Below are 24,014 nucleotides of genomic sequence, written 5' to 3'. Positions count from 1 at the left end.
TCTCGGCCTCTCATGTCCATCGATCGAGGGGGCCGTGTTCGGCGATGGTCCAGCAGTTCTTGGTTGGCAGTGGCGCGAGCCGCTCGGCCACGCAGTCCCGGACCCGGCGACGCGGCTCTGGACGGATGAAGCGCGCCCCACCGTGTCCACTCTGCAGGCGGCAGCCACCGCCGAAGCATCAGTAGTCCAACAACCGCTGAGACTCGACGGTGGCTGCTTGCCGTCCACGGACAAAGCCACACCACTACCGCAGCTCAGAACGGATCTCCTGCTGGAGTACCACCTCGGGGGCGTTACCGCGGTCGCGGCCACCGGCGCGTTCGCACCGGGAGCAGTCGGTTCGACGGGCACCGGGGCGTGATGATCCGCATGGGTAGACTCCCGGGGCGCGAAAGCGGAAGGAGACGGATCCGAATGAGCATGCCGCTGCGCCCGGGAGACCCGGCCAGGCTCGGCCGGTACGAGCTGGTCGGACGGCTCGGTGAAGGCGGCATGGGCACCGTTTACCTGGGCCGGGACAGTGATGGTGGGCGGCTTGTCGCGATCAAGATGGTGCGGCCGGAGTTCGCGCACGAGGCGGAGTTCCGGGGACGGTTCCGCAGCGAGGTGAACCGGGCCAAGCAGGTGCCGCCGTTCTCGACCGCCGAGGTGCTGGACGCTGATCCCGATCATGAGCCGCCGTACCTGGTGGTGGAATATGTCGACGGGCCGAGCCTGGCGGTCGAGGTGCGGGAGCAGGGGCCGCTGTCCGGAGCGGCGCTGCAGGGTGTCGCCGTCGGGATCGCCACGGCGCTGACCGCGATCCACGGGGCCGAGGTGATCCACCGGGATCTGAAACCGGGCAACGTGCTGTTCGCGCGCGGCGGCATCAAGGTGATCGACTTCGGGATCGCGCGGGCGTTCGAGGCCACGAGCCAGCACACCCGCACCGATCAGATGGTCGGCACGGTCTCCTACATGGCACCGGAGCGGTTCGATCCGGTCAACGGGCGGCCGGTCACCCCGGCCGCTGACATCTTCGCCTGGGGCGCCGTCGTGGTGTTCGCGGCGACCGGCCGGGGCCCGTTCGCCGCGGATTCGGCCGCCGGGACGGCAATGCGCATCCTCACCAGTGAGCCGGATCTGGCCGGGGTGCCGGAGTCGCTGCGCCGCGCGGTGGAATGGGCGCTGGCGAGGGACCCGGAGGCCCGGCCGACCGCCCGCGAGTTGCTGGATCTGCTGCTGGCGGGCGAGTCGCCACGTCCGGCGGTGGTCACCGCCACGTCCGCGGCGACGGAAATAGCGCCGGTTCCGGTCAAGGCAAAGCGCGGGCGTACGGTCGCCGTGCTCGCCACCGCGGTCGCCGTGCTCGCCGCAACCGGCATAGGGCTGGCGAACCGTAGCCTGCCCGGTGGCAGCCGGGCGGCCACCGGCGCACCGTCCCCCAGCAGTGCCGCCGCTTCCGGTGAACCCACCTCGGGCAGTGCCGCATCGGGCCGGCCGGCGCCGAAACCGTCGGCACGGTCGTTGTCACCGCTCGAGAAGCTTCAGGCCATCCGGAACGGCAAGCGCAAGACCCTGATCCACTCCGTCCAGCTCGACAAGGACCTGGCGATGGAGTCGCACTACACCGAGATCGAGGCCGGGGATGGCACCGGGAAGAAGTCGGAGTTCGCGCTGATCCCGGCCGGCGTCGACTTCCTGTTCAAGTCACTGGCCGTGTCGACGCCCGACCGTCCGGTGTGTCTCGGTGTCCGGCTCACCGAGGAGTCGGCGAAACTGATCCAGTCCGAATGCTTCGCTGGGCCGGGAACACGGTTCGAGCTGATCCCCGCCGAGAAGAAGGACGACCAGGGCCGGCCGGCGTACTACATCTACAACGACTCCAGCGGTTACCTGCTGTGGGACGGTGATGCCTTCTACGTCCAGGAGGTCGGCGACGGCGACCCGATCTACACGTTCAGTTTCGTCGACCGCGGCCCGCTGCCCAGCCCGTCGGTCAGCTGACACCTCTGCGGTGACTGCCGACGTCGCTGTTGATCTCGACTTCTCCGAGATCAGCCGCCCGCCTCAGTAGGGCTACCGTCGACCGCATCGAGCAGGATTTCCGGCACTTCGCCCCCGACCTGCTGCACTGGCACCTGCCCCGGCGCCCGAGCACCAGCCACACCGCCCTGTCACCGCGGCGGCTCTCGGTCCTCGTCCGCGACGACGGCCTGGTCCTCGCCGTCGGCAGCGGAGATCCGGTACGCCGAGTCGATCGGTGACCACGACTCGGTCGCAAGCTCAGGGACCTTGTCAGCGAGGAGTATCGCAAGATCTTCGGAGAGGAACCATGACCCTGCCTGTACCCCCGAAACTTCCCGTGCCACCGGTCCGGGAGATGAGCAACATGGCGTTGGCCGATCTCGTCCGAGCTGGTGGCCCGTACCGGGGGAAGGCTGTCTTCGAGCTGGGCGACAGAGCCGCGACCGACGAGGGCGCGGCGAGTCTTCTGGGTGAACTGACCCGCCTTCCGGTCCTCCGCGCGGACCGTATCCACGCGCTGTCCCTGGCTTGGGCGGCGATCATTTCTCTGCTGGCAGCGAAGACGCCGTACGCAAGACAGACGGCATACCAATCGTTCGCAGCCCTGCCTGAATCCGAGCAACGAGACTTGCTCGCCTACCTGCGTTGTGCTCGGATCGAAGACGCCCAGCCGTGAGGTCTCGCCCGGGCCGGTGAGATCACCGATACGTTGATATCCGAGGGCGAACGGACACCAGGCGGCCTGACCGGTGCATGACCAGAGGCAGGCGGGGGAACTCGGGGGAGCACATGTAGTAGTTCGGGTGGCTACGGACAGGCGTAGACGCAGCCCCGGGTGATCTCGAGGGCGTTGAACTTGTCCCACTTGAGGGCGAAGCCCGGGAAGTCGTTGAGGTCCCGCTGCCTGGCCTTGCCGGTCCTCTTCACGTTGCCGGTGGCGTCGCGGTAGGCCAGGCCGGTGATCCCGGTGGGGTCGCCCTTGGCGTCGACCAGGCTCAGCAGGGTCGACTCGCCCTCGCCGACCGCGGCCAGGTCCCAGCCCGCGTCCAGCGTCTGCACCGGCTCCGCCGTCGCATGCACTCCCCCGGCCAGGTGCGTGACGTTCGGGCCGTCCGCCAACTCGCGGATCTGCTTCAACTCCTCGGCGAGCGCCGCCGCGTCCGGCGAATAGAAAGACCAGAGCACGAGGGTACGGACATCGCCGGCCGCACGGATGTGCCGGGCGGTCTCCTCGACGTTCTCGCCGAAGCGCACCTCGTACCGGGTGGGGGTCTCATGCTGGCCGAGCGCACCCAGCAGCACGTGGAAGCCGTACGTCACCGCCTTGCGGTACCGCAGCACCAAGACCAGCTCAGGACCGTCCATGGCCGCGATTTTGCCAGCACCCGCCATCGCGGACCGGCACCCGCGCTGGTCGGCGTTTTCTCGGTCGGCGTGCTGAATCTTCATTGGGCGGTGGGCGGCACTATCGGGTTGGGGCAACCTGCCGCACGCGAATCGAGCCGGCACCTCCGGGTGGGGAACATCGGGATCTGGTCGCTTGCCGGCGCATGGGCATCTGGGTTGTGGTGCCGTCCTGGATACCGGTCCGGTTTCTCGTGGCCTGGGGCGGCTAAAACTTCCGCTCGCGGTGATGCAGATCCTCGAGGGCCGCCCTGGTCAGCTTCCGCCGCATCGCAGTTCCCGGACCTGACGGATCATCTCGGCCTCATCGCCGGTGACCTTGATGACATCAGCTTCCAGCGCCGCGCCGCGGCCGTCCAACTCGGCATGCCCGCCTTTCCCAAGATCGCAGCACGGACTGTCGACGCAGCGGCATCCGCCCTCTGTCGAGGACATCGCCATTTGAACACCCATGGAACGTCCTGGATCATGAAGACGATGGAAGACGACCAGTCCCCTACGGCGTTCATGGCGACTGTGAGCGTCGGTGACACCCTGACGGGAACCGTTGCGGAGATCACGCCTTCAGGAGTAGCGGTGTTGCTCGATGGCTTCGCCGGCGACCCGGTCGGCTTCATCGGCTGCCTGGACTTCTCCTGGCGTTCCTTCCAACGATCGCCCGGCGCGATCGTTCAGGTCGGCGACCGAGTCTCCGCTGAGGTCATCACCGTCGATCATCTGAGACGGCAGGTCCTGCTTTCACGGTCAGCGACCGAGAACCCACAACTATGGGCCTTCCTCAAAGCACTGCACCGGGGACAGCGGTTGTCGGGCACCGTGGCGACCATCGAAAGATTCGGCGTCTTCGTGGATCTGGATGATGGGCCGAAACACCCCACCTTCCCCGGCGTCGGCTTCATCACCATGCCCGAGTTGTCCTGGCTCACCTTCGAAGACCCGTCCGAGGTCATCGCCGCAGGACAGCATGTCACCTGCGAAGTCCTCGCCTTCGACACCACCAATGGTGAGGCCCGTCTGTCGCTTCGCGCCACCCAGCCTGATCCTTTCCTGGACTTCGCTCACACCTTTCAGGTGGGGCAGATCCTGCATGGCTCGGTCACCAAACTGGTGCCCTTCGGAGCGTTCGTCCGCGTCAAGGACGGCATCGAAGGCCTGATTCACCTCAGCGAACTCTCCACAACGCCCATCGAGACGCCAGACCAGGCAGTCCAGATCGGCGACGAGGTCATCGTCACCATCACTGAAATCGACCTGCTCCGGCGCCGGCTCGCTCTGTCCTGTCACCGCTGATCCGCTTCCTCGAGGCCTCGTTGGCCGACCAGGATTAGTCCAGAAGGGACGGGGACCAGGTGGTTGCGGCGGAATCAGCCGAGCCTAACCAGGCAGCGGCGGGCTCACTACCGTCGATGCATTAGTGACAGAGCGCCGTACCTCCACGAATCCCGCCGCACCGATTGATGTCGTACCCCTGGGTCATGATCGCGCCGTGACCGAGGAAGACCAGGAGAATCTGGCGATCGAGGCTGTCCGGGAACGCATTGAGGCTGGCGAGTACCTGGACTCGATGCCGGGAGTTCCGGGAGAGGATCTTGAAGGTGGCGGCGCGTTCAGGTATGCGCCGGACGGTCAGCTCGCGCGCGTACATGCCCGGTGGGAGCCCGGTTTTCGGGCAGCGCGCGAGGCGGGGCGGATTCCGTCATTTTCGCCGTTAGAACCGGCCACGGTCGATGCGATCGAAGCGTGTGAAGCAGCGATCGGAAGGCCTCTGCCTCGACTGTTACGTCGCTGCTACCTGGAGTTGGGCGACGGGGGGTTCGGCCCGGCTAACGGACTGGTCCCGGTTGCCGAGCTCGCGCCCAGCTTTCTCGATCAACGATGGCCGGCCGGGTTCCCCGAGGAGGCACGCAACCTGTTGACCATCTGCCATTGGGGTTGCGGCATCACCTCATTCATCGACCTAGGTGATCCAGCCGGGCCGATGTGGGGGATGGACCCCAATCCTGCGCCGGAGGAAGAGATCGCTGCGTCGCTGTTCCGCCAAGACATGACCTTGGCGTCGTGGCTGCTGCGATGGACGGAGAGCCGCCTGTACCCACCTTGGCTCTTCGAGGACCCGAACACAGGCAAATGGCACGGCGGTGCCGACGCCGACTGGGAGGGGCCCGAATGATCCGGTCCTCGCGCCCATGTCTATCGGGTTGGACGGCTGGAGCTTCCTGCACCTGCAGGTTCCCAGCCGTGCATGTGGTGGTCACTCGGCTTGCGGCCGGGCGGCCTTCGCGTAGCGCAGGGCGGGTCTTGCGGTGAGGCCGAACATCGCGGCGATGTGCAGCGGGTAACCGCCGCCAGCTCGCGCTTCCTCCAGGATGCGATCCTCGCGAAGCTGGGCGGCGGTGGCCGGAAGGCCGTCGAAGAGGCTGGCGAGCCAGGGTCGCGACGAAGCCTTAGGCGCCCAGCGCGACACCGTCGGCGGCGATCCACCACAGCCCGCGGTTCTCCCGCCAGCCCTGCCAGATCAGCCACGCTCGCCGATCTCGGCGAACGCGGCCAGGACGACCAACCGCGGAGAACGACCGACGGTCATGCCCGGCAACCTACCGGCCGATGATCATCAGCCGCCGTTGCCGAGGTCACCGGGTCCCGCAGGCGCAGCCGCCACCGGCGCACCCGGCACGGTGGCGTCGCCGCGACGCCCACCACCAGGCCCCGCCGGCTCCCGCCGCGAGCGCGACGGTGATCCCGGGCATCCAGTCTCCGGCGACCGCCCAGCCCGCGCCCGACAGCGCTCCGGCAGCCAGCAGCATCGGCAGGACGCAGCAAGCCGCGCAGGCGACCCCGGCCAGGCCGGTCAACCCGGACGGCAGCAGGCGACGTAACCCGTCAGCGAGAGTCGGCATCGAGCGCTCCTTCATCGGCGGGCGGGGCGGAGGCGATGGTGGCGAACGGGATCGGGCAGCACGGCCGGCCGGCGCAGGTGACCAGGTCGTCGCAGCCCGCGGCGACTGCGGCCCGCAGTGTCCCGGCGATCACTTGCAGGTCACCGATCTTCGCCTCCACCTCGGCGAGCTTCTCCTGGGCCCGTTGCCGGAGCCCGGCGTCCGGACGGCCGTGTCGATGCCCGCCGGCGGCGAGCAGGTCGGCAACCTCGTCCAGGGTGAACCCGAGCCGCTGCGCCGCCTTGATCACCTTCAACACCGTCACCGCCTCGGCCGGGTAGAGCCGGTGCCCGCCGAGGCTGCGGTCCGGCTCGGCCAGCAGACCGCGCCGCTCGTAGTAGCGCAGCGTCTGCAGATTCACCCCGGCCGCGTCGGCGACCTGACCGCTCCGCAACCCGGTCACGGCCGGATCCCCGCCGCGGCCCGCTCGGCGAGGGCGTCGAGGACCGCTACGTGCGCGGCCGGGACCTCGACATCCAGTCGCAGCACCTCGCCGGCGGGGAGGAAGGCGAAGGAGAAGAACGAGCAGCAGCTGCTCTCCCTGACGGTCAGGTCCCGGGCCGTGGTCTCGGCCGCCGGGTCGACGTCCCAGCGCAGCACTGTGGCCGACGGCCGCTGCTGGCCGCGTAGCGCGTTGGCGAACAACTCATCGAACTCGGCCAGCCGCAGCGGCTGGGCAACGGTCGGCAAGGTACACGCTTCGGGCGCCCACGCCTGGTCTTCGGTGGTGGTCATGCCTCGACGGTAAGCCTGTACCCAGGTACCGGATGCAAGTCCTAGGTGTGTCGGCCAACCCGCGCCCTCGGACACCCTCCAGCGGTGGCTCCCGAACTCACGAATACAAACCGGGCCAGCGGAATCGTCCTCATCACGGGCCATCACCGGCCCATGACCAGCAGCGCAGCGGTGCAGTAAATGGTGCTCATGTGGCGCTATGACACATAAAGCGGTTTTGCATGCCGGATGCCGAATATAGAGGTTGTGTCCCTATCTCAACATAGTTGCGATCTTTTCCGGTGTTTGAGCTGCGGCTTGGACACTAAACGGCCTGAGACGGCTGCCGAAAGGGTTGCCGTGCCGAGATTCCTACCCCCGCAGGTCCGGGGACGCGCCTCACAGGTCACAGAAACCTCCGAGGATCTCCAGCAAGACGAGCAGCCCCGCATCGTCTCGCAACCTAGGGTGATCCGGGGGTTCACGCTCGATGCCTCTGTGCACGAGGGTGCGCTGGATACTGCCCTCCCGCTCCCTGACGCAACACGTGGCCGGGTAACGGTGCTGTCCGGCACGGTGTCCCCGGGAGAGCGGAAGTCCCTCCGCGCGGGAGCGTCTGAGATCACCCCGCTGTGTGGGCCGCTGTGATCCCGCTCGACCTGGAAACGGTGATCCAGCTGTCCGGCGGCAAGCTTCAGCTTCCGGTGCTGCCGATCTCCCGGGAGATGCTCGTGGAACTGGTGCACGTCGCAAAGGACGTCCGCTCCTGCGGGGGCTGGATCACGGAGACGTACAGCCGCAAGCTCGCGGCGGGGGTGCTTCGGCCCTACGTGGAGCATCTGGCCGATATCCGGGCGGACGTCCTCCCGAACCGTTCGATGATGTTGATCGAGGCGCTGGACGACACTCTCCGCGCCACTCTGCTTGAGCCCTAACGCCTGAAAGTCGCCTGTCCGTTGCCACGAAGTATGTCCGTGCCAGGGAGGGATGTTTGAGCGGCGGCTTGTGACAGTCGGTGCGGGGCCGGCGGTGGCTCGGGTGTGAGTTCGGTGAGCCAGCGGTGGTCGTATTCGAGTTGGTCCCAGCGTGCTTGCAGCCATCGTCGTTGCCGTAGGCCCGAGGCCCGCCACTGGTAGCGCAGTCCGTCGGCCAGTTTGGCGCGGGCACTCGCCCGGTCCCGGCAGATAACCGCCGGGGCCTCGTGGTCGTGCAGCCATTCGGTGAGCGGCGCCGCATCGCGCCCTGCCAGCAGATCGATCACTTGCTGAGACTCGCAGTCGACCAGGACAGTGCCGTAGTTCTGGCCTCGCCGGATACCGCGAATGCACCCGCTCCGAACAGGCCGAGCACTGGGGCAATGCGATCTCGATCCTCGAACCGCCGCCCACAGACGACCACCGCCGGCAGCCTTCGTGATCTCCTCGACCATCACCTGCTCAAGATGCGGCAGCATTTTGCCTATGACCTCGTCACACCGCCACTCAACGATCGATCATGTTGAAATCAATCAATCTTCACTGGGCGACTGCGGCGCTGGTGTGGGGTTGACCTGGCGGAGGTGCAGGCGCGACGCCATCGCAAGGTACTGCAGCGTTGTGGTCGACGACGGCGTGCTGAGTTCGATCTGGAATGCGTCCTCGTATTGTTGCTGGTTGCGAAGCACCCACCACCAGACGGAGTCCCTGCCGAGGAGGTCGGCATAGCGCTGATTCATCTGGCTTGGTACCGACTCTGACGCCCAGTGGCAAAGCGGCGGCCGATGCCGCGGATCGAAGGTGACCTCGACCGTGTCATCGCCCGGATCAACCTCGACCTGGAGGTATCCCTGGTCGAACCGGAACTGAACTGCTACGAGCCAAGACGGGTCTTCCAGATAGGCCATGTGCACGATTTCGGCCAGATCGGTCAATGCGGATGGCATCGCGGAGGACGAATCGTGTACCACGCGGACATCATGGCATCCGCCTTGATCAATCAGGGAAGACGGGACAGAACCCCGAGCTCATCGACAGAACCACACAGCATCAAGGCAGGCCGGGAAGTGCCTCCGAGATCTGCCGTCCCTCCTGCCGGCACACAGATTTGTCCTGATACCGCATTCATACCGACGTGATGAAGGCACCGCGGGGCGTTGCGGTGGCGAAACTCCGAGTTGTTCAGGACCGCGCCTGGCTACGAGGCGACCTTGCGGACATGGCCATTCCCACACCCGGGCAGGTCCGCCGGGTATCCACCAACGAGTGTCGACTACAGCATCATGAGGACTGCCCGCGTCACTGCCTGGACATCGGCACCGAGGAGATACGTGACCAGTCTGTTCGACCTGACCGGAAGCACCGCCATCGTCACCGGGTCCAGCCGAGGGATCGGGCTCGCCATCGCCCGCACCCTGCTGGGCCAAGGCGCACGCGTACTCATCAACGGCTACGACGCCACCGAAACCGAGGACACCGCCCGATCGCTGCGGGCTCAGTTCCCCGACACCGCCGACGGACAGATCCGCGTCGACCAACTGGCCGGCGACATCGCCGACGAAAGCGTCGCCCGGCAGCTGATCGAGCAAACCCTGAACACCTTCGGGCAGTTCGACCATCTGGTCTGCAACGCCGGCATCGACATCATCAAACCGGCGATCGACTACCGGCCGGACGAATGGGATCGCATCCTGGCCATCAACCTGCGCGGAGCATTCCTGCCCGCCCAAGCCGCCGCCCGGCACTGGATCAGCCACGGCCACACCGGATCGATCACGATGACCTCGTCCATCGCCGGCCAGGTCGGCGTCCCCGCCCTCGCGCCCTACGCCGCCAGCAAAGGCGGCGTCAACCAGCTCGTACGCACCCTCGCCGCCGAATGGGCACCACACCACATCCGGGTCAACGCCGTCGCGCCCGGTTACGTCGCCAACATCATGAACAACGTCACCGCCCACCAGGACCCGGCCTCCGACAAGCGCATCAACACGTTCACGCCGCTCGGCCGACGCGCCACCGTCGACGAGATCGCCGCCCCCTACGCCTTCCTCGCCTCACCCGCTGCCGGCTACATCACCGGCTCGATCCTCGCCGTCGACGGCGGCTACACCGCAACCTGAACCCACGCCCGAGCGTCTTGACCGATCCGCCGATCCTGGTCGAGTGGCCGCACCAGAGCCCCGGAGCACGGACAGACTCAACGGGAGCTTCGCTGGTCAGTCTGCCCGGATACGTCCGCGCCCCGCCGAACCCAGCCATAGCGGAGGTCTTCGCGCCTCAGGGATCGCCGCATTATCCCCGATAGGAGGCGTAGCCGGCCCACATCCCAGAGCGAGTGAGTCAAGGACATGCAGCATTCGATCATTCTCCGGCTTGGCGCAGAGGATGGCCGGCGAGGTCAGCAGTGAAGGGTGGAACGACGAGTGGGGCTGAGACGAAGGCTTTCGACCTTCAGCACTTCCGCCGGGACGTCTGTCTGCAGGGGTGACCGGCTGAGCCAGACCAGCGCGTGTTCGTCACGGACCGGTAGCCGCGGGAAGTCGTTCTCGGCATACTCGGTCCGCAGGACGGCCAGTGCCTCGTTCGAGTCCGGAACGGAAGCAGGAGACGGAGCGGCCCAGTACCAGATCGTCGCGTGCAGGACCGTTTCGGGATCGGCAGCGCCGCGATCGAGTACCGGTACCGGGACGATCTCGCGGAGCAGCAGGACGTCGTCGGAGTCGAGCATCGTCGCGTTCGCGGCCGGCCCGTGCTTCGCCCAGACCGGGCCGGAGTAGAAGGCCGTGAGGCCGGCCCGGCGCGATGGCATGTCGGTGAATCCGCGCAGCCACACGAACTGGTCGGGCCGGTCGAGGTCGCGGAACTGGCCCAATACAGCCATCCCCAGCTCTTCCTGGGATTCGACGAACTCGCGGTCGAACAGGTCGATCAGTTCGTCACGGCGTCCCTCGCGCAGGGTGTACCGGCGCAGTTCGACGATCATGCCAGGATCCTTTCCAGTACGTCGTCGACGGTCCGGCGTGCCAGCGTCGCCCGGAACGCGTCGGTCGCCTCGTCGTACAGATCGGTGAGGACCGGACGGATTCCGCGACCGACCGGGCAGTCCAGGTTCGGTTCGGAGTGGTGCAGGGCGAGCAGCGGCTCCGGCGAGACGGCCAGCCAGACGTCCAGCAACGTGATCTCTGCTGCCGGCCGTCCGAGGGAGAAGCCGGCGCCGTTGCCGCGACGGGCCGTCACCAGTCCGGCCCGCTGCAGATCGCCCAGGCTGCGCCGGACGATGACCGCGTTCGTGTTGACGCTGGCGGCCACCTCTTCGGAGGTGAGCACCTCGCGTCCGCGCCGCCTGGCCAGCTCCAGCCATGCCAGGGCGTGCGCCGCGATCGTCACCCTGCTGTTGGCCGCCACCCCGACAGTCTCGCCGACCTCCGCATCAGAAGCAACATCTTCTGTTACGTTCGGATCGCCCGTGCACGCGGGAGGTACGGCCATCCCCTTGACCGCAACTGATCCGAACAGCGCGCGGATCGTTGTGGCACACTCCGCGGGATGGATTCTGAGCAGGCTTGGTTCTCGGTTCGGTGTCTGTTCAAACTTGCTGCAGGGGCGTCCGCGACGTACGAGGAGCGCATCACGCTTTGGCGCGCGTCATCGCCTGCCGAGGCAGTGACGCTGGCCGAGACCGAGGCGGGCGAGTATGCCGCCGACGTGGCCGGCGAATACCTCGGGCTGGCGCAGGTCTACTCCATGTACGACCAGCCCGTCCACGGCGCTGAACTGTTCTCCCTGCTCCGCGAGAGCACCCTGGCGCCACACACATATCTCGACGCGTTCTTCGATACCGGAGACGAACGCCAAGGCGCCATCGAAGCTCCCGAGCGGCGGCCGTGAGAATCGACGATACGGCCGGGAGCGGCTATCGCTTGCGGGCGACCCCGCAGTACTGGTTCACGTCGAGGTCGGGATCACCGGGCTCGGGCCGCCAGCGCGAGCACGGGACGACGCCCGGTGGCAGCAGTTCCAGACCGTCGAAGTAGCGTGCGATCTCGGCCGAGCTGCGATACACGATCTTCGGCGTGCCGTGCTCGTTCCAGAAATTGACGATGTCGTCCGCCTCGGCGCGGTTGATGTCGTGACATCCGTGCGCGATCGTCAGGAAGCTGCCGGATGGCAGTGCGCCGACGAGCCGTCTGACGACGTCCCGCGACTCCTCGTCATCGAGGATGAAGTGCACGATGCCCAGCAGCGTGACCGCGACCGGCTTGCTGAGGTCCAGGGTCCGCGCCGCCTCTCGAAGGATGCCCTCCGGATCGTTCAGGTCGGCTTCGATGTAGTCGGTGGCGCCTTCGGCCGTGCTGGTCAGCAGCGCCCGGGCGTGCACGAGCACGAGCGGATCGTTGTCGACGTAGACGATCCGAGTGTCCGGGGCGATCGACTGGGCGACCTGGTGGGTGTTGTCGCCGGTGGGCAGACCGGTCCCGATGTCGAGAATCTGCCGGATGCCCTCCTGCTCGACGAGATGCCGCACGACCCGGCGCAGGAACGCCCGGTCGGCCACCGCTAGATCGACGATCGACGGGAAGCGTCTGGCGATCTCATCACCGGCAGCGCGATCGGATGCGAAGTTGTCCTTGCCACCGAGCCAGTAGTTCCACAGCCGCGCCGAGTGCGGAACTCCTGTGTCGAGCCCGGAATCCTGGTCATGGGTCATGCGAAACCCTTCCCCGTCCATCGACCGTCTACAGAGGATACTGCGCGAACGGCGGCGGCAGCTGGCTCAGCGCGGACGGTCCCCACCCGGTCGGATCGTCGCCGGGTGGCACCATCGCCATGGCCTGCCAGAGCAGCAGGATGTCCAACCAGCCCGTCTCGGCCGGAGTCAGCGGGCGTACGGCCTGGTAACCCGCGAGGAACTCCGCGCGGACCCGCGCCGGTACCGGCCCCCAGTCGTGGTAGCGGGTGCCCAGCAGGATCGCCGCGCGGGCCAGCTCGACGAGGCGGTGGTCGTGCTGGGCTTCCTCGAAGTCGATGACCGCGGTGACCTCGCCGCCGGCGCACAGGATGTTGGCGGAGCGGAAGTCGAAGTGGACCAGCTGTCGCGGCAGCCGGTCGGGTGGCGCGCCGGCGACCATCCTGCGCAGCGCCTCGCGAGCCGCGGCCGGCAGATGCCCGGCGCTGGTGTCGAGCCAGCCGGTGACCCGCTCCGTCAGCGGCTCAGAGGCCGCGGCGAGCGCGGGGATTCGATCGGCGTCCGGGTACGCCGCGAGAGCGTCCTGCAATCGGGCCAGCACCGCGCCGGCCGCCCGCACCTGACCGGGATCAGTGGTGTCGAGAAGATCGCCCTCGATCACCCGCTGCAGGCCCATCGAGACACCGTCGACCTCGGCCTGGAGGCGGCCGTCCCGTGTGAGGACCGGCGCCGAGACCGGCAGTCCTCGGCCGTCCAGCCATCTGGTCAGTCGCGCCACCTCGGCCAGGCGCGAGAAGCGCCAGGGCACCACTGACCACTTCGCGAGCATCCGGCCGGACGGCGTGCCGATCCACGCCAGCGCGTTGCCGGCGCTCATCACGATCCGCTCGCAGGAGTCGACGCGAGCACCCCAGTGCTCGGCCAGGGTGCCGGCGACCCAGCGGCCGACAGCCCGCTCATCGTCGAAGCCGAACCTTCCGCCGAGTGTGCGGTGGGGATCGTGCGCTTCCCACAGCATCTCCAACACCGGCACGTGCGATTCGGCCATGCGGTGCATCTCATCACAGGACGGGATCGCTGGACCCCTGGGCATGGATGCAGCCCAATACGATGGTCGACGCTTGTCCGCTTCGGGGAGGAAAGCCGTATGGCGCTGTTCGACGACGAGTACGCGGCGAACCCGCATCCAGCCCTGGCCGAGTTGCGGCAGGCCGGTCCGGTTCATCGGGTGACATCCGCCGCCGGGATTCCGTTCTGGATGGTCACTCGCTGGGACGAGGCCCGTCAGGTGCTGACCGATCCGTCGCTGTCCAAGCGGCAACCGGTCGACCAGCTGCCCGCGGAGTTGCGTGCGGCCCTGGCGACGCAGATGCTGCTGCGCGACCCACCGGACCACACCCGGCTGCGTCGACTCGTCTCGGCGGCTTTCACCCCACGCCGGACGCAGGCGCTGCGGCCGAGGATCGAACAGATCACCGACCGGCTGCTCGACGAGTTGGCCACCGTGTCCGAGCCGGATCTGATCGACCGGTTCGCCGTCCCGCTGCCGCTCGAGGTGATCTGTGAGCTGCTCGGCATCCCGGGAGGCGAACGCAGGCCGTTTCATGCCTGGAGCAACGTGATCATCGGGGGTAGCGGTGGTCCGGCCGACATGGTCGCGGCCATGTCGGCGATCGTCGCGTACTTCCGTGACCTGCTTGCCCGTAAGCGGGCACAGCCTTCGGACGATCTTCTCGGCGCACTCCTGGCGGTCGTCGACGACGGCGACCGGCTCTCCGACGACGAGGTGGTCGGCATGGCCCTGTTACTGCTGGTGGCCGGCCACGAGACCACGGCGAACCTGATCGGCAACGCTGTTCACCTGATCTGCCGCCAGCCGGATCAGCGCGAGCGGGTGTTGAAGGATCCGGGTCTGCTGCCCGCCGTGGTGGAGGAGGTGCTGCGGATGGCCAGTCCGTCTGCGACCAGCACATACCGTGTCACGACCCGCCCGATCACGCTCGGGGCCACCACGATCCCGGCCGGCGAGCAGGTGCTGATCTCGCTGCTCGCGGTGAACCGCGACCCGCGGCGATTCACCGACCCGGAGACCTTCGACCCGGCTCGCGGCGACGGCGGGCATCTGGCCTTCGGCCACGGTATCCATTTCTGCCTCGGCGCCCCGTTGGCCAGGGTGGAGGCGCAGATCGCGCTGACCCGGCTGTTCGGTCGTCATCCCGAGATCCAGCTCGCGGTGCGGCCGGAGGAATTGCGCTGGCGTACCGGGCTGCTGATGCACGGGCTGGAGGCCTTGCCGGTTCGCCTTCGAACCGAAACGTCGCCCTGATCCTCCCCGCGCTTGTCGCGGACGACACGTGCGACCAAGCCACTCTCGAAAGGTCGGACGCAAGGCTGTACAGCCTTGCGTCCGACCTTTCACCGTCAGCCGGCGTAGTCGGTGAGGATTTTCTGATACTGCCGGGCGGTCTCGCTCAAGCCCCCCTGCACGCTGACCTTGCCCTGCAGGATGCGGCCGAGCGCGGTCTCGAACGGTGTGTACAACTCGCCGCCCTTGGCGACCGCGGGCCGGGCCCGGGCGATCTGCAGTGCCGGCTGGAACCCGGCGATGGTGCTGTTCTTCTTCACTTCCGCGGTGTACGCCGAGACCCGGGTGGGCAGGGTGTTGTTCTTGACCGCGACCTGCGCCTGACTCTCAGCCGAGTTGATGAACTGGATGAACGCGTGCGCGGCTGCCGCGTTCGGCGAGGCCGCGGACACCACGAGGTTCTGGCCGCCGGTCGGCGCGGCCGCGGTGCCGGAGCCTCCGGCCGGAACGGGGGCGATGCCGAGGTTGGCCGCGTTCTTGAACGCCGGTCCGGAGATGGCGTCCGGCACGGACCACGGCCCGTTGATCACCATGGCGACGCGTCCCTCCTTGAACGCGGACTGCATGCCGCCGTACAGGTCGGCGAAGTTCGGCGCCATGGCCGCTCCGGAGGAGATCAGATCCTGGGCGGTGCGGACCGCGGTGGCGACCTTCGACGAGGTCACAGTGATCTTCTTGTTGTCGGCGTCGACCCAGTCGGTGCCCTCGCCGTACAGGAAGGGCAGGAAGAAGTAGGCGCCGGTGTTGAGGTAGAGCCCGTCGGCGCCGGTCTTGGCCTTCACCGCGCGGCCGACCGTCTTGAGCTCGTTCCAGGTCCGCGGCGGCTTTGTGACGCCGGCCTTCTTCAGCAACGCCTTGTTGTATAGCAGGCCGAGGGTGTCGGTGACCTGGGGAGCGCCGTAAACGTGGCCCTTGACGACGGTGGTGTCCAGCGGGCCGGGGAGGAAGTCCGGCTCGTCGGCAAGGGCGGGGGTACCGTCCAGGGGCGCGATGGCACCGGCCGCGGCGAGGGCCGGGATGGCGCCGCCGTCGATGCGCAGCACGTCCGGAACATCCTTACCGGCTTCGACCGCGGCGCCGAACTTCGACTGCGCGTCGCCGAACCCGACGTAAACGTGGTTTACCTTCACATCGGGGTACTTGGTCTCGAAGGAAGAGATCAACTCCTCGTAGACCGGGCCCTCCGTCTTGGGGTCGGAGGTATCCCAGTAGGTCACGGTGCCTGACATCCCGGCGGTCTGCGCCCCGGCGGGCTGGGCGCCACCGGCCTCACCACCGCCACCGCACGCGGCGGTGAGCGTGAGCACGCCTACAGCGGCGACCGCCGCAAATCCTGCACGACCCACGGTATCCACCAGTCTTTCAGGTCGAAGGCCCCTCGTCGGGGGCCGGAAATCTCCATCCCGGCATCGCGCTGATCGGATATGAGCGCCCCGACATGACCGGACCGCCATCAATGTGAACTACTACACAGAGAAACCGAATGGTCACTCTCCGATCTCGCACGACCGGCGGAGAGGTGACGTCCACGTCGAAGACGCGGACTCCATGGCCGGGCTGTCGGGCCGGCCAGACCACAGCCAGACAGCCAGCCGAGACTCGGCGAGCTGGAACGGGGAGAGTCGCCGATGAAGGCCGAGGCCACCAGCCACAGCGGGCTGCCAAGCCGCAAATCCGTCCGAAACCCTGTCGCCTGGTTCATCAACCGTCGCCTGGCAACCAAGATCATGATCACGGTGGGCTCGGTGGCGCTGACCGCCCTGGTCGCCTGCGTCTTCGCGATGACCCGCATGGCGATGCTGAGCGAGAGCCTTGACCAGATGCGCTCGGTCAACGTGGCGGGCCAGGAGCGCCTGGACACCGTCCGCGAGGGTGTGCAGCTCGCCAACGGTAACCTCGCGGCGTATCTTGCCGCCCGTGGCATCGACGCCAAGGCGGAGGCCGTCGAGCAGGCCAAGAAGGACGGGGCCGCTCTGGACCAGGCGCTGGCGGAGTATCGCGCCGGCATCAGCGCCGACGACCCGCGCCAGGCGGAGATCACCGAGTTCAGCCAGGCCTGGACGGACTACCAGAAAGTGCGCGACAACTGGGTGTTCGCGGCAAGCGGCACGCCCGGCCCGTCGGTGATCGTGCAGCTACGGCAGACCGCCGACCGGATGGGCGACGCCCTCAGCTCTCTGATGGCCAGCGAACGCGCCAGCGCGGACGCCGCCGCCGAAGAGGGCCACAGCCAATACCGCACCGCGCTGGCCGTCACGATCGTCCTGACCGTGGCCGCGTTGCTACTCGGCCTGGTGCTGTCCCTGCTGATCGCCCGCCCCATCGTCCGCCAGCTGCGCGAGGTGGCCGCCGCCCTGCAGGCCACTGCCGAAGGCGACTACACCCACTCGCCGCAGGCGCGCAGCAGCGACGAACTCGGCCAGATGGCCTCCGCGATGCAGCGCGCCTCCGAGGCCCTGCGCTCGACCATGAACACCATCTCCACCAGCGTCCATAGCGTGGCCGCCCACGCCAGCACGCTGACCGCGACCGGAGCGTCGATCCGGGAGCTGTCCCGGGAGGGATCCGCCCAGGCCGCCACCGTCGCGGAGACCGCCGACGAGGTCTCACGCAACCTGCAGGTGGTCGCCGCCGGCGGCGAGGAGATGGGCGCCTCGATCCGTGAGATCGCCACCAGCGCTGTCGAGGGTGCCCGGGTCGCCGCTCAGGCGGTGGAGATGGCGGACTCGGCGGGCCGGACGATCGCCAGCCTGGGCACGTCGTCCGCCGAGATCGGCAGCGTGATCGCCACGATCACCTCGATCGCCGAGCAGACCAACCTGCTCGCGCTGAACGCCACCATCGAGGCCGCCCGGGCGGGCGAGTCCGGCAAGGGCTTCGCCGTGGTCGCGGGAGAGGTCAAGGACCTCGCCCAGGAGACCGCCAAGGCGACCGAGGACATCTCACAGCGGGTGCAGGCCATCCAGACCGACACCGAACGCGCGATCGGCGCGATCACCGAGATCAGCGAGATCATCAGCCGGGTCAACAGCCTGCAGGCCACGATCGCCTCGGCGGTCGAGGAACAGAGCGCCACCACCAGCGAGATGAACCGCAGCGTGGGCTACGCCGCCGCCGGTGGCGCCACGATCGCCGGCAGCGTCGACGGCCTCGCCGGCTCCGCCAAGGCCACCGCCCGCGGTGTCGAGGACAGCCAGCAGGCCACGGCCCAGCTGGCCGACCTCACCGAGGAGCTCGATGCCATGATCAGCCGGTTCCGCTTCTGAACCGGCGCGTCGACGTGTCGAGCACCGCGCTCCAGATCCAGCGATCATTGGGCGATGTCGTGGCGCAGGCGGGCCGCGCCGCGCAGGTAGACGTGGCGGATCAGGTGGCGGGGGCGGGTCGTGTCGGCGTGTGCCAGCAGCCGGATCACCCGGGGCATGGAGCCCGGCACGTCGATCTCGCTGGCGCAGAGCAGCGGCACGTCCTCGAACCCGACCTTGCGGGCGGCGACCGCCGGGAACTCTGAGGTAAGGTCGGGTGTCGTCGTGAAGAGCACGCTGATCACGTCGCTGACCAGCAGCTCGTTGCGGGCCAGCACCTCGGCGACGAGTTCGGCGGTGGCCGCGAGGACCAGATCCCGCTCGTCCGCGTCGACCTGTGTGGCGCCCCGGATCGCGCGCACCATTTTCTCCTCACCGCTCGGTCTCGGACTCGATGAACGCGGCGAGGCGGGCGATGCCCTCGTCGATCTCGGCGGTGGTCAGGTAACTCGTGGAGAGTCGCATGGTGCGGTCGCCTCCGCCGTTGGGGTAGAAGTAGCGCATCGGGGTCCAGATCACGCCGTGGTGGCGGGCCGCGCGGGTCAGGGCGGCCTCGTCGGTCTCGAAGGACACCTGCACGTTGAGGAAGAACCCGCCGGTGGGCGTGTTCCACCGGACCCCCAGCCGGTCGCGGCGGGCGGCGGGCAGGCGCCGGTTCAACTGTCCGAGCGTGGCCTGCATCGCGTCGCCGTAGTAGGCGGCCGGCTTGGCGTTCAACTCGGCGACCCGGCCACCGGCGGCCAGCAGCGCGCCGGCGACCACGGCCTGGCTCAGCGAGGACGTGTTGACGGTGACCATGCTCTTGATCTTCGAGAGCTCGTCCGCCAGCAGCGTGGTGTGCCCGTTCTCGTCGAGGATGCGCTGGTCGGCCACGACGAACCCGACCCGGGCGCCGGGGAACACCGTCTTCGAGTACGACCCCAGGTGCACGACCACACCACGCGTGTCCAGCGACTTCAGCGTCGGCAGCGGCGTACCCGGGCTGACCAGCCGGTACGGGCTGTCCTCAAGGATGACCACCTGATACCGGGCGGCGATCGCCAGCAGTTCCTCGCGCTGCGGCGTGCCGATCGTCGAACCGGACGGATTGGAGTGGTCCGGGATGACATAGAACGCCCGCGGGTTGCGGCCCGCCGCGCGCTCGCGCAGGATCGTCTCCTCGACCAGCGCGCAGGAGAAACCGTCCTGCGGCTCCTCGACGTCGACGACCGGGATGTCGAGCAGGCGGGCGGCCCCGGTGATCCCCACGTAGCAGGGGCTGGAGACCATCAGCACATCGTCCGGGCCGGAGATCAGGGCCCGCAGGGCCAGCAGCATCCCCTCCTGGGCGCCCACGGTGACGACGATGCTCTCCGCCGGGACGTCGATGGCCTCGTCGACGCGCAGCGAGTCGGCGATCAGGTCGCGGATCTGGCCGGCCGTGGTGCCGTACTGATACATCGCGGTGCGGATCTGCGCCGGCGACTGGCCCGCGTCGGCCAGGTGGTCCAGGTAGCGGCGGATGTGCGCGAAGATGTCCTCGCTGTCGAAGAATCCGTCGTACGGCCGCCCGGGCGCGAACGAGATCGCCTCGGGATACCGCGTGGTGACCTCGTTGAGAAAGTTCATCGTGTCGAGCACCGGGTCGGACAGACTCGTGTGCAGGTCGGTTTTCCGGAGCAGCATCGGTTCTCTCCTCGCTGGGCTGAGCTGAGCTGAGCTGAGCTGGGCTGAGCTGGGCTGAGCTGGGCTGATTCGCACCGTCAATGCCCGGACCAGACGGGCGCCCTCTTCTCCGCGAAGGCGCGCGGGCCCTCGGCGGCGTCGTCGCTGCCCCGGCGCCGTTCCTCCCACGGGTACGTGGCGGTGAAGGCGTCGGGCAGCGGCAGGTCCACCGACCGCAGCGCGGCCTCCTTGATCGCCCGGACCGACAGCGGCGCGGCGGTGGTCAGGTCGGCGACCCACCGCGCCACGCACTCGTCCAGCCGGTCGGCCGGCACGACCTCGTTCAGCAGCCCGAACGCGTGGGCGGTCGCCGCGTCGAACCGCCGGCCGGTGAGCAGGTAGCCCATCGCCACCTTCTGCGGCAGCTGCCGGATCAGCCGGAACACTCCGCCGGCGCCCGGGACGAGGCCCAGGCGTGCCTCCGGGAGCCCGAACACCGACCGGTCGGAGGCGATGGCCAGGTCGCAGGCGAGCGCCAGTTCGAGGCCGCCGCCGAGCGCGTACCCGTCGATCCGGGCGACCACCGGCTTGCTGAGCTCGAACCGTTCGGTGAGCCGCGGCCAGCCGGGCTGGCCGCGGCTGCCGAAGCTGGAGGCGGGCGTGCCCCCGGCGTCCCGGCGGGCCCGCTCCTTGAGGTCCTGGCCGACCGAGAAGGCCCGGTCCCCCGCCCCGGTGAGCACCGCGACCCGCACCTCGTCGTCGGACTCGACGTCGTCCCAGATCTCCGCGAGCTCCTCGTGCATGCGCAGGTCCATGGCGTTGAGCACGTCGGGACGGTCGAGGGTGACCCGGGCCACGTGGTCCTTCTTCACGTAACGGACCCGGGTCGTGCCGGTCATCCGGTCCGCCCCGCGAACCGGCCGACCTTGTCGATCACGTCGCCGGCGTGGATGCGCAGCGCCTGCTCCAGCGCGAACTCGGCCATGTAGGCGCGGAACTCGTCGAGCGGCTCCTCGGCCACGTTGAGCATCCGCCGGTTGGCCACGACCGCGTCGCCGCTGATCCGCGCCACGGCGCGCTCGACCGCGTCGTCGAGCTCCTGCGGGGCCACCACCTCGTCCACCAGCAGGCCGGCCTCCGGGTCGGTGGCCAGGATCCGGCGGCCACCGAGGATCACCTGGCGTGCCAGCCGAGCGCCGGCCACCCGGCCGAGCCGGAAGTTCGCCGCGCCCGGGACGATCCCCTCCTGCGCGGCCGGCAGGCTGAGGTGCGCGTCGGAGGCGGCCAGCACGTGGTCGAAGACGAGCAGCAACTGGGCGCCGCCGCCGATCGCGAACGTGTCGACCGCCGCCACCCACGGCTTCTCCACCGGTGGCCGCCATCGGCCGGGCCGGTCGTCGTGCAGGCCGCGCACCAGCTTGTGCAGGTAGCCGAGTTCGCGCCGCAGCAGGAACCCGGTCAGCGTGATCTCCCCGGCGCTGATCCGCTTGAGGTTGATGCCGGCGCTGAACACCCGGCGGCCCTGGTAGCGGGGATGGGTCATCACCCCGCCGCGGACCAGGCCCACCCGCACCTCGGGGTCGAGCAGGGCCAGGTCGACGGCGGTCTCCATGTCGTCGACCTGCTGCTCGTCCTCGGCGTTCAGGCACTCGGACCGGGACATGGTCAGGCGGGCCACGCCGTCGCGGCGCTCCATCCGGACCGCCTCGGTCTCCAGCACGCCGGTACGCCGGAACTCGTCGAGCAGCTGCAGGGCGCGCGGGGTGGGTCGCAGCATCGCGTCCATCAGGTGCCGGCCGGCCGGTGCGGAACGCAGGATCGCGCGCAGGAAGATGCCCTGGTCGATCTCGCGCCCCTCCTTGTCCGCCTGGGGGCGGGACCACTCCTCGGCGAGCTGTGCCGGTGTCGGCACCAGCCCGGCGAACGCGTAGGCGGCGGCCTCGACGAGCTCCGCCAGCCGCAGGTGGTGGGAGCGGCCGCCGGTGAGCTCGTCGTAGACCTGCTCGGCGTAGCTCTCCAGGAAGCGCACCCGCAGGGTGCGGGCCTCGTCGTGTCCGGCGGACGCCTGCTCGCGCTGCTCCGGTGTCCGCGCGCCGGGCGCCGGCAAAGTCGCCAGCGTCCGTTCCACCCGGGTCACGGTCTCGGCCAGGTGGATCCGGGCGGTGCGGAGGTCGCCGAGGGCGACCTCCGGTTCCACAAAGATCGAGGTCACGCGGCGGCCCTTCGGCGCAGGGCCCGGTCGCAGGCCGCGAGGTGCGCTCCGAGCGCCTCCTCGAAGCTGTTCTGCCCGGCGTCGAGCAGCAGTTGCCGCCGGATCGCCAGCTCCTTGCCGGCGGCCGCGGCGGCCACCTCGGCCAGGTCGGCGCGGGTGGATTCCGGGTCGTCGACGACGAGGTCGAGCAGGCCGGACACGAGCGCCCGGTCGGCCGCGAGCGGGATGCCGAGCAGCGCGGCGCGCCGCAGACCGGCGGCGTTGCCGTGCCGGCCGAGCCGGAACAGGGTCATGCCGGGCCAGGACGCCTCGCCGTCGGTGGGCATGACCAGGCGGGTGCCGGTCACGGCGATCCGCACGTCGGTGGCGAGGAGCACGTCGAGCGCGGTGCCGCCGACGTCGCCGGCCGCGACGGCCACGGTGAGCAGGCCGGATCGTTCCAGCCGGCGCACCACCCGCTCCCATTTGGTCAGCAGGCCGACGCTCAGCCCGGCGGCCCAGCCGGGTTGCGGGGCGCCGGAGACGTACGCGGTGAGCAGGCCGGCGTCATACCCCTGCTCGGCCTGGTCGCAGATCCGCAGCACCGCCTCGACGTCGGCCGGTGAGAGCGGCCGTCTGCCGTCGACGTGCAGGACCAGATCGTCGATTCCAGCCGCGGTCACCACTGGACCAGCGCCGTTTCGATGGTGGAGCCGGGGCCCATGGTCATCAGAACTCCGTAGTCGCCGGGAGAGGTGACGCCCTCCTCGACGAGACGCTCGTAGGAGAACAGGAAGGAACCGCTGGAGACGTTGCCGTAGTCGCGCAGCACCTGGACGGTGTGGCGGACGTCGTGGCGGCTCAGGCCGAGGTTGACCACGACGGCGTCGATCACCTTCTTGCCGCCGGAGTGGACCAGCCAGTGTCCGATGTCGCTGCGGCGCAGGCCGGTGCCGGTGAGCAGGCGGTCGATCACGGTCTCGGCGTTGGCGCCGACGACGTACGGAATCTGCGGGTCGAGGAAGAAGCTGAAGCGGTTGAGGTCGCCGTCCCAGTCGTAGCGCATGGCGTCGACCGCGTCGGTGATGAGGAAGCTCGCGAACTTGATGATCCGCGGTCCGGGCCGAGTTTCGCCCGGTCCGTCGCTGATCAGGGCCAGGGCGGCCGCGCCGTCGCCGAAGAGGCTGTTGACCACGGCGGTACGCATGGTGCCGTCCAGCGCGTACGCCGCGGAGCAGGCCTCGGTGCAGAGCACGACGCCCAGCTCGCCCGGGTGGGCCGCGGACCAGCCGGCCACGACGTTGAGCGCGTTGAGGCCGGCGTTGCAGCCCATGCCCACGATGTCCGAGCGACTGCAGTGCGGGTCGATGCCGAGCTCGCGGATGAGCAGCGCGCTGAGGCCGGGGGTGAGGAACCCGGTCGACGTCACGCAGCAGAGGTGCCGCAGGTCGGAGAGGGAGGCGCCGGCCTTCTTGAGGCAGGCCTGCAGCGCCTGGCTACCCATCTCGATGGCGAGTCGCTTGTGCTTGGCCAGCAGTTCGCCCTGCGGTTCGGGTGCGCGCCGGCCGGCGGCGTCGGGCTCCGGCAGGGTGAGGCGGCGCCGGTCGATGGCGCTGTTCAGGAAGACCGAGCGGACCTTCGGGTCGTCGATCGCGAGCAGCTCGAGCAATTCGGGCTGGGTGATAGAGGTTCCGGTGCTCGCCGTGCCCACTCCGACCATTCGCGAAATGGTCGGGAGCGCGATCGGGGCGAGCGAGTCAGCGGACCGTTCCAAGGTGATCGTCATC

29 protein-coding genes are annotated in these 24,014 nt (G+C 68.7%); 10 read left to right on the top strand and 19 right to left on the bottom strand.

The genetic code is table 11. From position 1 onward, the window contains the following. Positions 1–414 precede the first annotated feature (414 nt). The 3 genes from CHC09_RS40950 (at position 415) to CHC09_RS40940 (ending at position 2,683) form a co-directional block, all read left to right on the top strand. Entirely contained in the window at positions 415–1,986 is a 1,572-nt protein-coding gene (locus CHC09_RS40950; RefSeq protein WP_089298649.1) for a serine/threonine protein kinase, read from the top strand. Positions 1,987–2,015: 29 nt separating this feature from the next. After that, positions 2,016–2,246, top strand: coding sequence for a hypothetical protein (locus tag CHC09_RS40945; RefSeq protein ID WP_089298648.1), 231 nt, complete (start codon positions 2,016–2,018; stop codon positions 2,244–2,246). A 68-nt stretch (positions 2,247–2,314) separates the two neighbouring features. Then, positions 2,315–2,683: a hypothetical protein gene (locus CHC09_RS40940; protein ID WP_239138839.1), complete on the top strand. Its 369-nt coding sequence runs from the start codon at positions 2,315–2,317 to the stop codon at positions 2,681–2,683. A 131-nt stretch (positions 2,684–2,814) separates the two neighbouring features. Here CHC09_RS40940 and CHC09_RS40935 read toward each other — a convergent pair whose 3' ends face one another. Both CHC09_RS40935 and CHC09_RS45865 read right to left on the bottom strand, forming a co-directional pair. After that, positions 2,815–3,372: a radical SAM protein gene (locus CHC09_RS40935; RefSeq protein WP_239138838.1), complete on the bottom strand. Its 558-nt coding sequence runs from the start codon at positions 3,370–3,372 to the stop codon at positions 2,815–2,817. A 294-nt stretch (positions 3,373–3,666) separates the two neighbouring features. After that, entirely contained in the window at positions 3,667–3,852 is a 186-nt protein-coding gene (locus CHC09_RS45865; protein WP_143232863.1) for a hypothetical protein, read from the bottom strand. 36 nt (positions 3,853–3,888) lie between these two features. Here CHC09_RS45865 and CHC09_RS40930 point away from each other — a divergent pair, with 36 nt between their 5' ends. Both CHC09_RS40930 and CHC09_RS45860 read left to right on the top strand, forming a co-directional pair. Then, complete coding sequence (locus tag CHC09_RS40930; protein ID WP_239138837.1) at positions 3,889–4,701, top strand: S1 RNA-binding domain-containing protein; 813 nt, start codon at positions 3,889–3,891, stop codon at positions 4,699–4,701. Between the two features lie 196 nt (positions 4,702–4,897). After that, complete coding sequence (locus CHC09_RS45860; RefSeq protein WP_143232862.1) at positions 4,898–5,581, top strand: SMI1/KNR4 family protein; 684 nt, start codon at positions 4,898–4,900, stop codon at positions 5,579–5,581. Between the two features lie 81 nt (positions 5,582–5,662). On the opposite strand, the gene CHC09_RS40915 is transcribed toward CHC09_RS45860, so the two are convergent. The 4 genes from CHC09_RS40915 to CHC09_RS40895 form a co-directional block, all read right to left on the bottom strand. Further along, positions 5,663–5,875, bottom strand: a complete 213-nt coding sequence (locus CHC09_RS40915) for a hypothetical protein (protein WP_089298644.1) — start codon at positions 5,873–5,875, stop codon at positions 5,663–5,665. A gap of 166 nt (positions 5,876–6,041) precedes the next feature. After that, positions 6,042–6,308 (bottom strand): hypothetical protein, encoded by a 267-nt coding sequence (locus tag CHC09_RS40905; RefSeq protein WP_089298643.1) that lies wholly within the window; start codon positions 6,306–6,308, stop codon positions 6,042–6,044. Further along, on the bottom strand, positions 6,292–6,750 hold the full coding sequence (locus tag CHC09_RS40900) for a MerR family transcriptional regulator (RefSeq protein ID WP_089298642.1): 459 nt from the start codon (positions 6,748–6,750) through the stop codon (positions 6,292–6,294). Before CHC09_RS40900 ends, CHC09_RS40905 begins: the two co-directional genes overlap by 17 nt. Continuing rightward, positions 6,747–7,082 carry a hypothetical protein gene (locus CHC09_RS40895; RefSeq protein WP_089298641.1) on the bottom strand — a complete coding sequence of 112 codons (336 nt, stop codon included), beginning with the start codon at positions 7,080–7,082 and terminating at the stop codon, positions 6,747–6,749. Before CHC09_RS40895 ends, CHC09_RS40900 begins: the two co-directional genes overlap by 4 nt. A 623-nt stretch (positions 7,083–7,705) precedes the next feature. Between CHC09_RS40895 and CHC09_RS40890 the strand changes: the two genes are divergently transcribed. Then, positions 7,706–7,996: a hypothetical protein gene (locus CHC09_RS40890; RefSeq protein WP_089298640.1), complete on the top strand. Its 291-nt coding sequence runs from the start codon at positions 7,706–7,708 to the stop codon at positions 7,994–7,996. Here CHC09_RS40890 and CHC09_RS45855 read toward each other — a convergent pair. Both CHC09_RS45855 and CHC09_RS40885 read right to left on the bottom strand, forming a co-directional pair. Continuing rightward, a complete protein-coding gene (locus CHC09_RS45855; protein WP_143232861.1) occupies positions 7,993–8,322 on the bottom strand; it encodes a hypothetical protein in 330 nt (109 codons plus the stop codon). The two genes, CHC09_RS40890 and CHC09_RS45855, sit on opposite strands and share 4 nt — an antisense overlap. Positions 8,323–8,568: 246 nt before the next feature. After that, complete coding sequence (locus tag CHC09_RS40885) at positions 8,569–9,006, bottom strand: DUF6334 family protein (protein ID WP_143232860.1); 438 nt, start codon at positions 9,004–9,006, stop codon at positions 8,569–8,571. Positions 9,007–9,366: 360 nt separating this feature from the next. Here CHC09_RS40885 and CHC09_RS40880 point away from each other — a divergent pair, with 360 nt between their 5' ends. After that, entirely contained in the window at positions 9,367–10,155 is a 789-nt protein-coding gene (locus CHC09_RS40880; RefSeq protein WP_203833398.1) for an SDR family NAD(P)-dependent oxidoreductase, read from the top strand. Between the two features lie 278 nt (positions 10,156–10,433). Here the strand turns inward: CHC09_RS40880 and CHC09_RS40875 are convergent, their stop codons facing one another. Next, positions 10,434–11,018: an NIPSNAP family protein gene (locus CHC09_RS40875; protein ID WP_089298637.1), complete on the bottom strand. Its 585-nt coding sequence runs from the start codon at positions 11,016–11,018 to the stop codon at positions 10,434–10,436. Beyond that, entirely contained in the window at positions 11,015–11,440 is a 426-nt protein-coding gene (locus CHC09_RS40870) for an Rrf2 family transcriptional regulator (RefSeq protein ID WP_089298636.1), read from the bottom strand. Before CHC09_RS40870 ends, CHC09_RS40875 begins: the two co-directional genes overlap by 4 nt. Positions 11,441–11,581: 141 nt before the next feature. Here CHC09_RS40870 and CHC09_RS40865 point away from each other — a divergent pair, with 141 nt between their 5' ends. Next, complete coding sequence (locus tag CHC09_RS40865) at positions 11,582–11,923, top strand: DUF4288 domain-containing protein (protein ID WP_089298635.1); 342 nt, start codon at positions 11,582–11,584, stop codon at positions 11,921–11,923. Between the two features lie 25 nt (positions 11,924–11,948). Here the strand turns inward: CHC09_RS40865 and CHC09_RS40860 are convergent, their stop codons facing one another. Both CHC09_RS40860 and CHC09_RS40855 read right to left on the bottom strand, forming a co-directional pair. Then, positions 11,949–12,743, bottom strand: coding sequence for an SAM-dependent methyltransferase (locus CHC09_RS40860; protein WP_089298634.1), 795 nt, complete (start codon positions 12,741–12,743; stop codon positions 11,949–11,951). Between the two features lie 28 nt (positions 12,744–12,771). After that, a complete protein-coding gene (locus CHC09_RS40855) occupies positions 12,772–13,770 on the bottom strand; it encodes a phosphotransferase (protein ID WP_089298633.1) in 999 nt (332 codons plus the stop codon). Positions 13,771–13,869: 99 nt separating this feature from the next. On the opposite strand from CHC09_RS40855, the gene CHC09_RS40850 reads away from it, so the two are divergent. Next, entirely contained in the window at positions 13,870–15,048 is a 1,179-nt protein-coding gene (locus CHC09_RS40850) for a cytochrome P450 family protein (protein WP_089298632.1), read from the top strand. Positions 15,049–15,143: 95 nt separating this feature from the next. Here CHC09_RS40850 and CHC09_RS40845 read toward each other — a convergent pair whose 3' ends face one another. Continuing rightward, positions 15,144–16,394, bottom strand: coding sequence for an extracellular solute-binding protein (locus CHC09_RS40845; RefSeq protein ID WP_203833397.1), 1,251 nt, complete (start codon positions 16,392–16,394; stop codon positions 15,144–15,146). Between the two features lie 321 nt (positions 16,395–16,715). Here CHC09_RS40845 and CHC09_RS40840 point away from each other — a divergent pair, with 321 nt between their 5' ends. Then, positions 16,716–18,353 (top strand): methyl-accepting chemotaxis protein, encoded by a 1,638-nt coding sequence (locus CHC09_RS40840; protein ID WP_089298630.1) that lies wholly within the window; start codon positions 16,716–16,718, stop codon positions 18,351–18,353. A 44-nt stretch (positions 18,354–18,397) separates the two neighbouring features. Here the strand turns inward: CHC09_RS40840 and aroH are convergent, their stop codons facing one another. From aroH to dpgA, 6 genes are all read right to left on the bottom strand, one after another. Beyond that, a complete protein-coding gene (gene aroH, locus CHC09_RS40835; protein ID WP_425320685.1) occupies positions 18,398–18,754 on the bottom strand; it encodes a chorismate mutase in 357 nt (118 codons plus the stop codon). Positions 18,755–18,764: 10 nt separating this feature from the next. Next, complete coding sequence (locus tag CHC09_RS40830; protein WP_203833396.1) at positions 18,765–20,057, bottom strand: aminotransferase-like domain-containing protein; 1,293 nt, start codon at positions 20,055–20,057, stop codon at positions 18,765–18,767. 77 nt (positions 20,058–20,134) lie between these two features. After that, on the bottom strand, positions 20,135–20,935 hold the full coding sequence (dpgD, locus tag CHC09_RS40825) for an enoyl-CoA-hydratase DpgD (protein ID WP_089298628.1): 801 nt from the start codon (positions 20,933–20,935) through the stop codon (positions 20,135–20,137). After that, a complete protein-coding gene (gene dpgC, locus CHC09_RS40820) occupies positions 20,932–22,248 on the bottom strand; it encodes a (3,5-dihydroxyphenyl)acetyl-CoA 1,2-dioxygenase DpgC (RefSeq protein ID WP_203833395.1) in 1,317 nt (438 codons plus the stop codon). The genes dpgD and dpgC overlap by 4 nt, the downstream gene beginning before the upstream one ends. Beyond that, positions 22,245–22,910: an enoyl-CoA-hydratase DpgB gene (gene dpgB, locus CHC09_RS40815; protein WP_203833394.1), complete on the bottom strand. Its 666-nt coding sequence runs from the start codon at positions 22,908–22,910 to the stop codon at positions 22,245–22,247. The genes dpgC and dpgB overlap by 4 nt, the downstream gene beginning before the upstream one ends. Further along, the gene (gene dpgA, locus CHC09_RS40810) at positions 22,907–24,013 is read right to left on the bottom strand and encodes a 3,5-dihydroxyphenylacetyl-CoA synthase DpgA (RefSeq protein WP_089298626.1); all 1,107 of its coding nucleotides are present in this window, start codon (positions 24,011–24,013) and stop codon (positions 22,907–22,909) included. Before dpgA ends, dpgB begins: the two co-directional genes overlap by 4 nt. Position 24,014 lies beyond the last annotated feature (1 nt).

Origin of the sequence: Actinoplanes regularis (assembly GCF_900188005.1) — a bacterium.
In the GTDB taxonomy this organism is placed as follows: domain Bacteria; phylum Actinomycetota; class Actinomycetes; order Mycobacteriales; family Micromonosporaceae; genus Actinoplanes; species Actinoplanes regularis.
The sequence above is the reverse complement of the archived record's forward strand: the minus strand, read 5'-3'. Positions and strand labels throughout refer to the sequence as shown.

Coding starts and splice junctions, on each gene's coding strand:
- CHC09_RS40950 (WP_089298649.1), top strand. CDS start 415: ATGAGCATGCCGCTGCGCCCGGGAGACCCGGCCAGGCTCGGCCGGTAC.
- CHC09_RS40940 (WP_239138839.1), top strand. CDS start 2,315: ATGACCCTGCCTGTACCCCCGAAACTTCCCGTGCCACCGGTCCGGGAG.
- CHC09_RS40935 (WP_239138838.1), bottom strand. CDS start 3,372: ATGGACGGTCCTGAGCTGGTCTTGGTGCTGCGGTACCGCAAGGCGGTG.
- CHC09_RS45865 (WP_143232863.1), bottom strand. CDS start 3,852: ATGGCGATGTCCTCGACAGAGGGCGGATGCCGCTGCGTCGACAGTCCG.
- CHC09_RS40930 (WP_239138837.1), top strand. CDS start 3,889: ATGGAAGACGACCAGTCCCCTACGGCGTTCATGGCGACTGTGAGCGTC.
- CHC09_RS40905 (WP_089298643.1), bottom strand. CDS start 6,308: ATGCCGACTCTCGCTGACGGGTTACGTCGCCTGCTGCCGTCCGGGTTG.
- CHC09_RS40895 (WP_089298641.1), bottom strand. CDS start 7,082: ATGACCACCACCGAAGACCAGGCGTGGGCGCCCGAAGCGTGTACCTTG.
- CHC09_RS40875 (WP_089298637.1), bottom strand. CDS start 11,018: ATGATCGTCGAACTGCGCCGGTACACCCTGCGCGAGGGACGCCGTGAC.
- CHC09_RS40865 (WP_089298635.1), top strand. CDS start 11,582: ATGGATTCTGAGCAGGCTTGGTTCTCGGTTCGGTGTCTGTTCAAACTT.
- CHC09_RS40860 (WP_089298634.1), bottom strand. CDS start 12,743: ATGACCCATGACCAGGATTCCGGGCTCGACACAGGAGTTCCGCACTCG.
- CHC09_RS40855 (WP_089298633.1), bottom strand. CDS start 13,770: ATGGCCGAATCGCACGTGCCGGTGTTGGAGATGCTGTGGGAAGCGCAC.
- CHC09_RS40850 (WP_089298632.1), top strand. CDS start 13,870: ATGGCGCTGTTCGACGACGAGTACGCGGCGAACCCGCATCCAGCCCTG.
- CHC09_RS40840 (WP_089298630.1), top strand. CDS start 16,716: ATGAAGGCCGAGGCCACCAGCCACAGCGGGCTGCCAAGCCGCAAATCC.
- CHC09_RS40830 (WP_203833396.1), bottom strand. CDS start 20,057: ATGCTGCTCCGGAAAACCGACCTGCACACGAGTCTGTCCGACCCGGTG.
- dpgD (WP_089298628.1), bottom strand. CDS start 20,935: ATGACCGGCACGACCCGGGTCCGTTACGTGAAGAAGGACCACGTGGCC.
- dpgA (WP_089298626.1), bottom strand. CDS start 24,013: ATGACGATCACCTTGGAACGGTCCGCTGACTCGCTCGCCCCGATCGCG.